This is a genomic window from Caulobacter sp. 10L414, from assembly GCF_056395525.1.
The window spans coordinates 16,835-29,250 of record NZ_JBFTJR010000061.1; the positions used below are offsets into that span (position 1 = coordinate 16,835).

Annotated in this window: 12 protein-coding genes; 7 read left to right on the forward strand and 5 right to left on the reverse strand. The window is 69.1% G+C overall.

Annotated features, from left to right (window positions below):
- The first annotated feature begins 105 nt into the window (after positions 1–105).
- Complete coding sequence (locus AC1DCG_RS20440; protein WP_477030445.1) at positions 106–438, forward strand: hypothetical protein; 333 nt, start codon at positions 106–108, stop codon at positions 436–438.
- A gap of 39 nt (positions 439–477) precedes the next feature.
- Complete coding sequence (locus AC1DCG_RS20445; RefSeq protein ID WP_477030446.1) at positions 478–792, forward strand: hypothetical protein; 315 nt, start codon at positions 478–480, stop codon at positions 790–792.
- A gap of 190 nt (positions 793–982) precedes the next feature.
- On the opposite strand, the gene argJ is transcribed toward AC1DCG_RS20445, so the two are convergent.
- The gene (gene argJ / locus AC1DCG_RS20450) at positions 983–2,389 is read right to left on the reverse strand and encodes a bifunctional glutamate N-acetyltransferase/amino-acid acetyltransferase ArgJ (protein ID WP_477030453.1); all 1,407 of its coding nucleotides are present in this window, start codon (positions 2,387–2,389) and stop codon (positions 983–985) included.
- 125 nt (positions 2,390–2,514) lie between these two features.
- Entirely contained in the window at positions 2,515–3,501 is a 987-nt protein-coding gene (locus tag AC1DCG_RS20455; protein ID WP_477030447.1) for a peptidylprolyl isomerase, read from the reverse strand.
- A 371-nt stretch (positions 3,502–3,872) separates the two neighbouring features.
- Here AC1DCG_RS20455 and secA point away from each other — a divergent pair, with 371 nt between their 5' ends.
- Positions 3,873–6,638, forward strand: a complete 2,766-nt coding sequence (gene secA / locus AC1DCG_RS20460) for a preprotein translocase subunit SecA (protein WP_165258238.1) — start codon at positions 3,873–3,875, stop codon at positions 6,636–6,638.
- A gap of 221 nt (positions 6,639–6,859) precedes the next feature.
- Here secA and AC1DCG_RS20465 read toward each other — a convergent pair whose 3' ends face one another.
- From AC1DCG_RS20465 to AC1DCG_RS20475, 3 genes are all read right to left on the reverse strand, one after another.
- Positions 6,860–7,162 (reverse strand): hypothetical protein, encoded by a 303-nt coding sequence (locus AC1DCG_RS20465; protein ID WP_477030448.1) that lies wholly within the window; start codon positions 7,160–7,162, stop codon positions 6,860–6,862.
- Positions 7,163–7,228: 66 nt separating this feature from the next.
- Positions 7,229–7,663 carry a carboxymuconolactone decarboxylase family protein gene (locus tag AC1DCG_RS20470; RefSeq protein WP_477030449.1) on the reverse strand — a complete coding sequence of 145 codons (435 nt, stop codon included), beginning with the start codon at positions 7,661–7,663 and terminating at the stop codon, positions 7,229–7,231.
- Between the two features lie 215 nt (positions 7,664–7,878).
- A complete protein-coding gene (locus AC1DCG_RS20475) occupies positions 7,879–8,841 on the reverse strand; it encodes an acetyl-CoA carboxylase carboxyltransferase subunit alpha (protein WP_058350468.1) in 963 nt (320 codons plus the stop codon).
- 284 nt (positions 8,842–9,125) lie between these two features.
- Between AC1DCG_RS20475 and AC1DCG_RS20480 the strand changes: the two genes are divergently transcribed.
- The 4 genes from AC1DCG_RS20480 (at position 9,126) to AC1DCG_RS20495 (ending at position 12,365) form a co-directional block, all read left to right on the forward strand.
- Positions 9,126–9,320 (forward strand): hypothetical protein, encoded by a 195-nt coding sequence (locus AC1DCG_RS20480; RefSeq protein WP_058350467.1) that lies wholly within the window; start codon positions 9,126–9,128, stop codon positions 9,318–9,320.
- Between the two features lie 85 nt (positions 9,321–9,405).
- Positions 9,406–9,819 carry an OsmC family protein gene (locus AC1DCG_RS20485; protein ID WP_205691578.1) on the forward strand — a complete coding sequence of 138 codons (414 nt, stop codon included), beginning with the start codon at positions 9,406–9,408 and terminating at the stop codon, positions 9,817–9,819.
- 255 nt (positions 9,820–10,074) lie between these two features.
- Positions 10,075–10,818: an ATP-binding cassette domain-containing protein gene (locus AC1DCG_RS20490; RefSeq protein ID WP_165258228.1), complete on the forward strand. Its 744-nt coding sequence runs from the start codon at positions 10,075–10,077 to the stop codon at positions 10,816–10,818.
- The gene (locus tag AC1DCG_RS20495) at positions 10,815–12,365 is read left to right on the forward strand and encodes a hypothetical protein (protein ID WP_477030450.1); all 1,551 of its coding nucleotides are present in this window, start codon (positions 10,815–10,817) and stop codon (positions 12,363–12,365) included. Before AC1DCG_RS20490 ends, AC1DCG_RS20495 begins: the two co-directional genes overlap by 4 nt.
- Positions 12,366–12,416: the final 51 nt, after the last annotated feature.

Sequence of the window (12,416 nt, forward strand, 5' to 3'; positions counted from 1 at the left end):
AGGGTGGCGTGTGGAGGCGTCGATCTTTCCGGCATATGGGGTGGCCGGGCGTGGCCGCCATCGCGGGTCTGGTCAGCGGGGGTGAGAGTGGCGGGGCGAAGGAAGTTGCTGGACCAACTGCACGCGATCTCCGATCGCGACGCCATGGAGTGGTTCGCGCTTGCCGGGGTCGCGCTGCTGACCCTGGGCTGGAACGGCTGGAACCTGGCGCAGCATCTGATCCACGGCCGGATCTATGTGCTCGACCAGAACCACGCCCACGGGGCCTACTGGAGCCAGGAGCCGCGCGGCGACGCCGTGTTGATCGCGCTGGCCTGCGCTACGGCCGGCGGCGTCGGTCTGGCCTTGCTGGCGACGATGGCGACGCTGCGCATGACCCGCGGCCGGCCGTCGAAGCCGCACGAGACGATGCGCAGCGCCAGGCTGGATCGGCTCTAGGCGAGCTTTCACGTTCGAAACGTCAGCCAAGGTGACGCCATGAAGAAGATCGTCCTGCTCGCGCTGCTCGGCCTGAGCGCCTGCGAGAGGGCGTCGAACCGCTTCGACGTGCGTGTCGCCGACGGCGAGGTGATCGGCGCCGAGCTTCGGCTGTGCGGCCGGCAGGTTCCGCTTTCCAGGTCGGGGGACCGCTTCACCGGCGTCCAGCCCGCCAGGTGCGAAGGGCATGGCGAGATCCAGGTGTCGTTCGCCGATCGCCAGACCGCCTCCTGCCACATCGGCTACGTCACGCCTGGCTTGGACCAGGTCTTCGACTTCATCGTCCGCGACGGCCGCTGCGAGGCGGTGGTCTAGGTTGCTCGCCTAGGTGCGCGAGAAGCGAGCAGAGAGAGAAGCCCCATTCACCGCGGTCCCACCACTTCCGTAAAATCCCCTCGAAAGCGGGGACCCAGGTGTTTTCTGAAACGCGCAGCGCTCGACGATAAAAAGCCTGGGCCCCCGCTTTCGCGGGGGTTTTACGGATTTGGAAGTGGCGGGGAGATCCCTACGACCGGTAGTCGCCGTTGATGGCCACGTACTGCTTGGTCAGGTCGCAGGTCCACACCGTGGAGCTGCCCTTGCCGACGCCGACCTCGACGGTGACCTCGAGCTCCTGGTTCTTCATGTAGGCGCTCATGGCCGCCTCGTCGTACTCGGCCGAGACCAGGCCGTCGCGGGCGGCGTAGAGCTCGCCGAAGCGGACGCTGATCTTCTCGCGGTTGACCGGCTCGTCGGCGCGGCCGACGGCCATGACGATGCGGCCCCAGTTGGCGTCCTCGCCGGCGAAGGCGGTCTTGACCAGCGGGCTCTCGGCGATGGTGCGGGCGATCTTGCGAGCCGACAGCGGGCTCTCGGCGCCGTTGACGGTGATCTTGACGAACTTGGTGGCGCCTTCGCCGTCGCGGACCAGCTGCATGGCGAGATCCAGCAGCACGCCTTCCAGCTTTTCGCGGAAGTCGGCCAGGCGCTTGTCGCCGGCGCGTGCGATCTTCGGCGCCGACGACTGGCCGGTGGCGAAGAGCAGCAGGGTGTCGTTGGTCGAGCGGTCGCCGTCCACCGTCACGCAGTTGAAGGTGGTGCGGGTGTAGAGCGAGACCAGGGTCTGCAGGGCGGCGGGCGCGATGGCTGCGTCGGTGGCCACGAAGGCCAGCATGGTGGCCATGTCGGGCGCGATCATGCCCGAGCCCTTGGCGATGCCGGCGATCTTGACCTCGTGGCCGTCGATCATCGCGGTCGCGTAGGCGCCCTTCGGGAAGGTGTCGGTGGTCATGATGGCCGAGGCCGCCTGGGCCCAGCCGTCGGCGGTGAGGCGGGTTTCCACCTCGCGCAGGTTCGAGGTGATCTTGCTGTCGTCGAGGATCACGCCGATGACGCCGGTCGAGGCCATCATCACGTCGCGCTGGCGGCAGTCGAAGCGCTTGCCCACGGCCGTGGCCACGCGGCGCACGGCGTCGGCGCCGGGCTTGCCGGTGAAGCTGTTGGCGCAGCCGGCGTTGACCACCAGGGCGCGCACGTCGGCGCCGCCGCTGGCGGCCAGCTGGCGCTTGCACCAGTCGACCGGGGCCGAGCCGACGCCGTGGCGGGTGAAGACGCCCGCGCCCGAGGTGCCCTCGGCGAAGCGCATCAGCAGCAGGTCGGGGCGCTCGTGCTTGTAGAAGCCGGCGCGGCCGGTGGCGATCTCGACCCCGGCGATCGGCGGGATGACCGGGAACGGCACGACCAGCGGCGAGACGGCCAGGCCCGGCTTGCCCGGGGCGACCGGCGGCGGGGCGACGACGGGCGCGGCCTGAGCGGGCGTCTCGCCGGCCGACTTCTGGGCGCGGCGCAGGCCGGCGCGCTTCAGGGCCGAGGCCAGCGGGTCGAGGGCGCGGTCCAGCGCGTGGCCGACCGTGGCACCGACCTGGCCGACGATCTCGGCGGGGGTGGCGGTGGTCGGCGCCTTCTCGGCGGCTTTCGGCGCAGCCTTGGCCTTGGCCTTGGTCGGGGCCTTGGCGTTCTGGGCGGCCTTGTCGGTCGAGGTCGTGGTGGGCTTGCGGGTCATTTCTTCTGGACCGAGTTCTGGGCCGGAGCCGAGGCGGGCGGGGCGTTGTCGAGGTCGGAGCTGGGGGCGGGCTCGCCGCCGCCCGGCGGCGCAGAGGCCGGCTCCTGCGGGGCGCCGGGGATGTCCTGGCCCTTGCCGACCAGCATCTCCACCTTGGCGCCGCCGCGCAGTTTCTCCAGCAGGTCGCGGACCTGATCGTAGGTGAGGAAACGCACGATCTGCGGACGGGCTTCCTCCAGGCTCATCGGCGCTTCCTGGCGCTTGTCCTCGACGCGCATCACCACCCAGCCGCCGTTGATGGCGAACGGACCGACGAGGTCGCCCTTCTTGGCGTCCTTCAGGGCCACGGCGTAGGGATCGGGCATGATGTCGACGGTGAAGTAGTCGAGGTCGCCGCCCTTGAAGCGGGTGGCCTCGTCCTTGGAGCGTTCCATGGCCAGGGCGTCGAACGAGGCGCCGGTCGCCAGCAGCTTCTTGACGCTTTCGGCTTCCGCCTGGGTGGGCACCAGGATCTGGCGGGCGCGGATCTCCTCGGACTGCTTGGTCAGCTTCTGCTGCTCGCCGTAGAGGCCGCGGATGTTGTCCTCGGTGACGGCCTTCTCGACCATGCCCTCGACCAGCATGTCGCCCAGGATGCGTTCGCGGGCGGCGGCCAGGCGGCGCTGGGCCACGGGATCCTTGTCGAGCTTGCGCTCGATGGCCTCGGCGGCCAGCAGCTTCTGGTCGATGACCTCGTCGAGGACGCGGCGGAACAGGTCGGACGAGACGTCCAGCGGCTCGCCCTCGCCGATCAGGCCCTGGGCCACCGCCTCGCGCTTGACGTCCGAGGCCCAGACGGCGTGGCCGTCGACCCGCGCGACGGCCGTGTCGCCCGGCTCTGGCGGGCGCTCGTCGACGCCGCCGCGGCCGCAGGCGGCGACCAGCAGCGCCAGGCCGAGCACGGCGGCCGTCAGGAGCGAGCGAGGATTACGGACGGGGTTCATCGGGCGCGGATCTCCGCTGGTCATATGAAATGCGCTCTAGAGCGCGTCAGGCCAAAGGGAAAGCCGTTTCGGAAGGCTTGGCCCTCTAAACTTCGCGCGCGAGGATACGGTTCTCGGAACCGCGCGGCGCAATGAGGGTTTGCATCGCCGCCGAACGGGTTTCGCGCAGCGGGTGAAAGCTTGGCCTATCGGGCTTTTCGACGCCCCGGCGGGCCTGGCCTCGCGTTGACACTGGGAGGGGCGGTGCTTAAGTCTCGCGCGCGCGCCGTTTTCAGGGGTTCTACGATCTCGGCGCACCGTCATTACCGTAGTGAAGGCCGATAAAGCCTTAGCGCCGGCCACACTAAGTTCTCGCTCCGGATCCTTTCTGCATGCTCGGCTTCGCCAAAAAGCTCTTCGGTTCCTCCAACGAACGCAAGGTGAAGTCGCTTCACGGCCGCGTCGCCAAGATCAACGCGCTCGAGCCCCAGATGGCCGCGCTGTCGGACGAGGCGCTGAAGGCCAAGACCCAGGAATTCAAGGACCGCCTGGAAAAGGGCGAGACCCTCGACGACATCCTCAACGAAGCCTTCGCCGTGGTGCGCGAAGGCTCCAAGCGCGCCCTGGGCATGCGCCACTTCGACGTGCAGATGATCGGCGGCATGGTGCTGCACTTCGGCGGCATCTCCGAAATGCGCACGGGTGAAGGCAAGACGCTGGTCGCCACCCTGCCGACCTACCTGAACGCGCTGGCCGGCAAGGGCGTGCACGTCATCACCGTCAACGACTACCTGGCCACCCGCGACGCCGAGTGGATGGGTCAGCTCTACAACTTCCTGGGCCTGTCCTACGGCATCATCGTCAACGGCCTGAGCCAAGGCGATCGCCAGCGCGCCTACCGCGCCGACATCACCTACGGCACCAACAACGAATTCGGCTTCGACTACCTGCGCGACAACCTCGTCTACGACGTCAACGAGATGGTCCAGCGCGGCCACCACTACGTGATCGTCGACGAAGTCGACTCGATCCTGATCGACGAAGCCCGCACCCCGCTGATCATCTCGGGCCCGACCGAGGACCGCAGCGAGTTCTACAAGACCATCGATCTGCTCGTTAAGGAGCTGATCAAGGACAAGACCACCTACGATCACGACGAGAAGCAGAAGCAGGTCATCCTGACCGAAGAGGGCCAGGAAAAGATCGAGGAAATCCTGATCGCCGGGAACCACCTCGCCGAGGACACCGCCGGCCTCTACGACGCGGCCAACATCTCGGTCGTGCACCACGTCAACCAGGCCCTGCGGGCCAACGTGCTGTACACGCGCGACAAGGACTACATCGTCAAGGGCGGCGAAGTCGTCCTGATCGACGAGTTCACCGGCCGCATGATGACCGGCCGCCGCCTGTCGGAAGGCCTGCACCAGGCCATCGAGGCCAAGGAAGGCGCCGACATCCAGCCCGAGAACCAGACCCTGGCCTCGGTGACCATCCAGAACTACTTCCGCCTCTACACCAAGCTGTCGGGCATGACCGGCACGGCCTCGACCGAGGCGCAGGAGTTCGACGACATCTACAAGATGGGCGTCAGCGAAATCCCGACCAACCGCGTCATCCAGCGCATCGACGACGACGACGAGGTCTATCGCACCGAGGCCGAGAAGAACCGCGCCATCCTGGTGCAGATCGCCGACTGCCACGTGCGCGGCCAGCCGATCCTGGTCGGCACCGTGTCGATCGAGAAGTCCGAAGAGCTGTCCAAGCTGCTCGACACCTACGAGTGGGAAGTCGAAGGCAAGACGCGCAAGGGCATCCCGCACCAAGTGCTGAACGCCCGCTTCCACGAGCAGGAAGCCGGCATCGTCGCCGACGCCGGCGTGCCTGGCGCTGTGACCATCGCCACCAACATGGCCGGTCGCGGCACCGACATCCAGCTGGGCGGCAGCATCGACATGCGCCTGTCCAAGTGGAAGATCGAGCAACGGGGCCTGGGCATCGAGGTCTCGCCGGAAGCCGAGGCCGAGCATCGCGCCGAGATCGAGGCCGAGATCGCCGACGCCAAGAAGGCGGCCCTGGCCGCCGGCGGCCTGTTCGTGCTGGGCACCGAGCGCCACGAAAGCCGCCGCATCGACAACCAGCTGCGCGGCCGCACCGGCCGTCAGGGCGACCCGGGTCGTTCGAAGTTCTTCCTGTCGTGCGAAGACGACCTGCTGCGCATCTTCGCCGGCGAGCGCCTGGACGCGATCATGCGCACCTTCGGCGTCCAGGACGGCGAGGCGATCACCCATCGCTGGCTGAACGCGGCCATCGCCAAGGCCCAGACCCGCGTCGAGCAGCGCAACTACGAGATCCGCAAGAACCTCCTGAAGTACGACGACGTCGTCAACGACCAGCGCAAGGCCGTGTTCGAGCAGCGCCAGGAGTTCATGGAATCGAGCGATCTGTCGGAAGTCATCCACGAGATGCGCCACGACGTGATCGACGACCTGGTCGCCCGCCACGTGCCGCCCAAGGCTTATGCCGAGCAGTGGGACATCGATGGGCTGCATGAACGCGTCCAGGCCGTGCTGGGCATGGACCTGCCGCTGAAGGAATGGGCCTCCGAAGAGGGCGTCGACGACGAGGCCTTCCGCGAGCGCATCACCAAGGCCGCCGACGAGTACGCCGCTCAGCGCGAAGTCATCATCACGCCCGAGCAGATGCGCCAGGTGGAAAAGAGCTTCCTGCTGCAGATGATCGATCTGCAGTGGCGCGAGCACCTGATGCACCTGGACCACCTGCGCAACGTCATCGGCCTGCGCGGCTACGGCCAGCGCGATCCGCTGAACGAGTACAAGACCGAAGCCTTCAGCCTGTTCGAGAAGCTGCTGGGCGACCTGCGCACCAACACCACCCGCTGGCTGATGACGGTCGAGATCGCCTATGCCGAGCCCGAGCCGCTGCACACGCCGGAAAACCTGATCCCGGTGCACCTGGACCCGCTGACCGGCGAGAACGCCGCCGTGGCCGGCGCCATCCCCGAAGGCCTGTCGCCCGAGCAGCGCGAGGCCCTGCCGGTGTCGTCCCTGCCGGAAGGCTGGGAACGCACCAACCGCAACGGCGCCTGCCCCTGCGGTTCGGGCAAGAAGTTCAAGCAGTGCCACGGCTCGCTGGTCTGATGACCGGCGGGTTCGACAGAGCCTGAAACGACGAAGCCCGCCCCGGGAGACCGGGGCGGGCTTTTTCGTGCCTTGATGTCTCAGCTCCGTCCTTCCCCGCGAAGGCGGGGACCCAAGCTGGCTTTCAGGAAGTTGCTCGGACGTGGATCGCGCCCAGACTCGGCTTGGATCCCCGCCTTCGCGGGGAAGCTCGGTGAGGAGGAACCGGTTTGACGCCGGATCTAAGCTCCCTTCTTGGCTCCCAGGTCCATGCCCAGCGTCGGGCCGATGCCGTCGGGGTGGTCGCCGAAGGGATTGCGGCGGGCGCCGGCCAGTTTGGCGAGGCGCTCTCGCAGGTCGTCGTCGACGCGGACGATGTCGTCGATGGCGGCGGCCTGTTCGGCGCTGGCCTCCGATCCGTCGGGCTCGGCCAGCACGCGTTCGATCGCCGCCAGGAAGCGGGCCTCCTCGGGAGAGCCCGACGGCGGCGGGGTCTCCAGCCAGGCCAGCACGGTCTCGAGTGCGTCTTCGAAGGTCTGGGCCATGCGGGCGTCTCCTCTAGCGGGGGGAGCTTGGGCAACGCCTCGCATGGCGGGTTGTTCAACGCCGGCTCAGTGGGCCGAGACGCCCAGGCGGTTCCACAGGTTGATCATCGCCACGACGGCGGTGAGGGCGCTGGCTTGCGCCTCGCCGTAGTGGGCGCGCAGGTCGGCGCGCAGCGGGGCCAGGTCGACCTTGGCCGGCAGCTGGGTCAGCGCCTCGGTCCAGGCCAGGGCGGCCTTCTCGGCGGGGGTGTAGTCGGCGACGTGGCGCCAGACGGTCAGGCGATCCAGCCGCTCGTTGGTCTCGCCGTCGTCGCGGGCTTCCTTGGAATGCATCTTCACGCAGAAGGCGCAGTCGTTGAGCTGCGAGGCGCGCAGCTTGATCAGGTGGACCAGCCGGGGAGCGATCCCGGCCGCCACGACCGTCTGCTCGGCGGCGATGAAGGCCTGGTAGACGGCGGGAACGTTCTTGTCGTGGCGGAAGGCGGCGGTGTCGTCGCTCATGGTCGTGATCCTCGGCATGGCCCCGGCATGGGGCCTTCGGGATCAGGACGAGAGGGGCGCGGGTCTTGTGACATGGCGCCCGAAGATTTTGCGGGACGCCCGAAACCGCAAAACCCCCGCGGAAGCGGGGGCCTAGGCCTTTTCTGAAACGCGTGGCGCTGGACGACAAAAACGCCTGGGTCCCCGCTTTCGCGGGGATTTGACGGGAGTAGGGACTACTGCAGCCCTTCGCGGCCGATGGCGTAGAAGCGTTCGGCGCGCTGGCGCTTGAGTTCGGCGGGGGTCAGCAGCGACAGCTTCTTCAGCTCGTCCTCGACCGCGTCGCCGACGGCCTTGATGGCGGCCTCGGGATCCGAATGGGCGCCGCCAGCCGGTTCCTCGACGATGCGGTCGACGATGCGCAGCTTGATCAGGTCTTGCGCCGTGATCTTCATGTTGGTGGCCGCGTCCTTGGCCCGGGCGCCGTCGCGCCACAGGATCGAGGCCGCGCCTTCCGGCGAGATCACCGAATAGATCGAGTGCTCGAGGATCAGCACGCGGTTGGCGCCGGCCAGCGCGATGGCGCCGCCCGAGCCGCCTTCGCCGGTGACGGTGGCCACCATCGGGGTGCCCAGGGTCAGGCAGCGCTCGGTCGAGCGGGCGATGGCCTCGGCCTGGCCGCGCTCTTCGGCGCCCAGGCCCGGATAGGCGCCGGCGGTGTCGACGAAGGTGACGACCGGCAGGTTGAAGCGCTCGGCCATGTCCATCAGGCGCACGGCCTTGCGGTAGCCTTCGGGGCGGGCCATGCCGAAGTTGTGCTTGAGGCGGGTGGTGGTGTCGTAACCCTTCTCGTGGCCCATCACGACCACGGGCATGCCGCGGAAGCGGCCCAGGCCCCCGACGATCGCCTGGTCATCGGCGAACTTGCGATCGCCGCGCAGCTCGACGAACTCGTCGATCAGGCCCGCGACATAATCACGCAGGTGAGGGCGCTGCGGGTGGCGGGCGACCATCGTCTTCTGCCAGGCGTCGAGGCCGGCATAGGCCTCCTTGCGCAGCACCTGCACGCGCTCGCGCAGGGCGCCGATCTCGCTGTCGAACGCGCCAGGGCCAGCCGTCTCGGAAAGCTTTGAAAGCTCTTCGATCTTGGCTTCCAGGTCGGCGATGGGTCGCTCGAAATCGAGATAGTGCGCGGCCATGAGTCTCTTAACGTCGCCGTTTGCGAAAGGTTGGCGAACCTAGTGCGTGATGACGCCCAGGGAAAGCGCATTCACGCGGAATTGGAACCACCGTCTCGGCGACGGATTCCCTGGCTGCGGGATTCGTCCCCAACTGAGTCCTGTTAAGAAACCGAACCCCTATGGTGAATCGAACGCCGATCATTATATTGGGTTCTCAAGAGCCGGCTGCGGAAGTCAGCTGGCGCTGCGGCCCCGCCCATCGAACATGGACACGGCCCGCCTGATGAGGACGCATCGTTCCCATGCAGGTGTTCACCTTCTTCTGTGTCGAGCGCGACGGCTCGGTTCCCCGTTTCGACGTCACGGCCTGCGCCGACGACCATGCCGCGCGCCTGCGGGCCAACGAGCTGTTCGACATGCATCGCGGCTGCAACGAGGTCGAGGTCTGGCGCGGCGCCACGCACCTGTTCAAGGTCGGGGCCGGCGCGGCCGCCTGAACCTTCACGTTCGCGCGGATTCAACCAAGCGCATGATCGGGCAAGGCGCCACATTGGCGTTCTCGACAGACGCAGGATCCTCGCCATGACCGACATCGCCCGCCCTTCCGCCATCGCCGAGGACAGCGGCCACGGCGGCGTGCAGATCCTGGTCACGGCCGGTCCCTCGCGGCTGGCCGGCGATCTCAAGCCCTCCGAGGGCGGCCTCGACACGGGCCCCAACCCTCACGATCTGGTCGCCGCGGGCCTGGCGGCCTGCACGACCCAGACGCTGCGCCTCTACGCCAAGCGCAAGGGCTGGGCCCTGGGCGCGGTGCGGGTGGAGACTACCTGGCGGCGCCTGCCCGGCCAGGTTCCGGCCGACGTGTTCGACCGCGTGATCAGCCTTTCCGGCGACCTCGACGCCGAGCAGCGCCAGCGCCTGCTGGAAATCGCCGAGGCCTGCCCGGTGCACAAGATGCTGACCGCCGGGGTCAAGGTCGAGACGCGGGTGGCGTAAGGCGGGCGTCACTCCTTCTCACGTCATTCCCGCCCTTGTGGCGGGAACCCCTATGTCCGTCGCAAGGGCGGGAGGGGCGGACCGCCAAGCAATCCACGGGCGCCTCACGTATCAGCTGCGCCAGGGTTTCCCGCCACAAGGGCGGGAATGACGGGAAGTTCGTAGGTCTGGATCGTAGTCCGGGACGACCCTTTCCTTGCACGGCCGACCCAATCGAGATCACATGCCCGCTGTGATTGCACGGGGGCAGCCAGCGTGACCGAAGCCTTGATCGTCCGGGGGCTGGACAAGACCTTCTCCAAGCCCGCCGTGCGCGAACTGGACCTGACGGTGCACCCGGGCGAGCTCTATGCGCTGCTGGGTCCCAACGGCGCGGGCAAGACCACCACCCTGCGGATGGTCGCGGGCCTGACCAAGCCCGACAAGGGATCGATCAGCATCTTCGGGGTCGACGCCCTGGCTGATCCGGCCGCGGCCAAGGCGGTCACCGCCTGGGCCCCCGACGAGGCGATGATCTACGACCGCCTCACGCCGCTGGAGTACCTGGAGTTCGTCGCCGGCCTGTGGAACGTCGAGCCCCGCCACGCCAAGGCGCGGGCGGTGGAGCTGCTGGAGACCCTGGGGCTGGCGTCGGAGGCAAGGCGGCGGTGCGAGGGCTTCTCGCGCGGCATGAAGCAGAAGGTCGCCCTGGCCGGCGCCCTGATCCACGATCCCAAGCTGCTGATCCTGGACGAGCCGCTGACGGGCCTGGACGCGGCCTCGGCGCGCCTGGTCAAGGACATGCTGCAGGCCCGCGTCGACGCCGGCGGCACGGTGATCCTGACCACCCACATCCTGGAGGTGGCCGAGCGCATGGCCGACCGCATCGGCATCATCGCCGGCGGGCGGCTGCTGGCCGAGGGCACGCTCGACACCCTGCGCTCGCAGGCCGGGCAGGGCGGCGGCGACACCCTGGAGGACGTCTTCCTTCAACTGACCGCCGAGGGAGCCCCCGCGTGAGCCTGCTGCGTCCCGGCGGCGTCGCCTGGCTGCTGGCCCACGAGGTGCGGCTGAACTTCCGCGCGCTGACCGGCAAGCGGGCCATGGGCGGCGTCGGGGCGATGATCGGCCTTTCGCTCCTGGCCCTGCTGATGCTGACCGGCGGGGTGATCATCGGGCTGGCCCTGCGCGGGCTGAACGTGCCGGTGGTGCCGCTGTCGGCCGCCATCGCCCTGGCCTGCTGCGCCACCGCCTTCACCCTGATGCTGTCCCAGACCCTGGCGGCGGCCAGCGAGGCGCTTTACGAGCGCGGCGACCTGGACCTGCTGTTCTCCTCGCCGATCCCGCCGCGCACGGTGCTGTTCGTGCGCGCCCTGGGCGTGGCGACAGGCGTCCTGACGGTGTTCCTGATCTTCGTCACGCCGCTGCTCGGACCGGCGATCATCCTGGGCCATCCCCATTGGCTGGGCCTGTTCGGCGTGCTGGCGGCGCTGGCCCTGCTGGCGACGGCCACAGGGCTGACCCTGGCCATGACGCTGTTCCGGCTGATCGGCCCGCGCCGCACGCGCACCGTGGCCCAGGTGCTGGCCGCCCTGACCGGCGCGGCCTTCTTCCTGGTCAGCCAGATCCGCACGCTGATGGGCGAGCGGGCCAGCGAGAGCCTGTTCCAGTCGCTGGCGCGCGAGGCCGCCGAGGGCCGGGTGAAGATCCCGCCGATCGGCTACTGGCCGCTGAAGGCGATGCTGGGCGAGCCCCTGCCGCTGGCGGTCATGCTGGCGATCGGCGCGGGCGCCTTCGCCCTGGCCGCGCTGTCGCTGGGCAAGCGCTTCGCCGACGCGGCGGCGGCCACGCAAGGCGCCGAGGCCTCGGCCGCCCGGCCGGTGAAGGGCCGCGACCGCGCCTTCGCCCGCGGCGTCTTCGCCGCCACCCTGGCCAAGGAGCTGCGGCTGATCCTGCGCGACGCCAGCCTGCTGTCGCAGGTGCTGCTGCGGGTGCTCTACCTGGTGCCGACGGCCGTGATCCTCAGCCGCAACGCCGGCCACGGCGACGGCGGGGCGGCCCTGGCGGGCGGCGCTGGCGTGGTCGTGTTCCTGGCCGGCCAGGTGGCCGGCAGCCTGGCCTGGATCACGCTGTCGGCCGAGGAAAGCCCCGACCTGCTGGCCGTCTCGCCGGCCGCCACGCGCAGCCTGCGCCGGGCCAAGCTGGCCGCCGCCCTGCTGCCGGTGGCCCTGCTGCTGGCCGTACCGCTGGCGGTGCTGCTGTGGCTGGCGCCGATCACCGCCCTGTGGACGGCCCTGGGGGCGGGCCTGTCGGCCTGGGCCTGCGGCCTGATCAACGTCTGGCACCAGAAGCCGGGCAAGCGGGCGGACTTCAAGCGCCGCCGCGGCGCCTCGTGGTTCGCCACCCTGGCCGAGGTGGTGGTGTCGGCCCTGCTGGCGGGTGCGACGGGTCTGGCGGTGGCGGGTCTTTCGCCCTGGGCGACGATCCCGCTGGCCTTCGCGGGCCTGGCCATGCTGGCCCTGCGCCGCAGCGACGCCCAGATCGCCAAGGTGCTGCGGATGGCTTGACCCGCCTGGCGGCGGGCCCCCTCCGGCCCTTTGGGCCACCTCCCCCAGAGG

Coding starts and splice junctions, on each gene's coding strand:
- AC1DCG_RS20445 (WP_477030446.1), top strand. CDS start 478: ATGAAGAAGATCGTCCTGCTCGCGCTGCTCGGCCTGAGCGCCTGCGAG.
- AC1DCG_RS20455 (WP_477030447.1), bottom strand. CDS start 3,501: ATGAACCCCGTCCGTAATCCTCGCTCGCTCCTGACGGCCGCCGTGCTC.
- secA (WP_165258238.1), top strand. CDS start 3,873: ATGCTCGGCTTCGCCAAAAAGCTCTTCGGTTCCTCCAACGAACGCAAG.
- AC1DCG_RS20465 (WP_477030448.1), bottom strand. CDS start 7,162: ATGGCCCAGACCTTCGAAGACGCACTCGAGACCGTGCTGGCCTGGCTG.
- AC1DCG_RS20470 (WP_477030449.1), bottom strand. CDS start 7,663: ATGAGCGACGACACCGCCGCCTTCCGCCACGACAAGAACGTTCCCGCC.
- AC1DCG_RS20475 (WP_058350468.1), bottom strand. CDS start 8,841: ATGGCCGCGCACTATCTCGATTTCGAGCGACCCATCGCCGACCTGGAA.
- AC1DCG_RS20480 (WP_058350467.1), top strand. CDS start 9,126: ATGCAGGTGTTCACCTTCTTCTGTGTCGAGCGCGACGGCTCGGTTCCC.
- AC1DCG_RS20485 (WP_205691578.1), top strand. CDS start 9,406: ATGACCGACATCGCCCGCCCTTCCGCCATCGCCGAGGACAGCGGCCAC.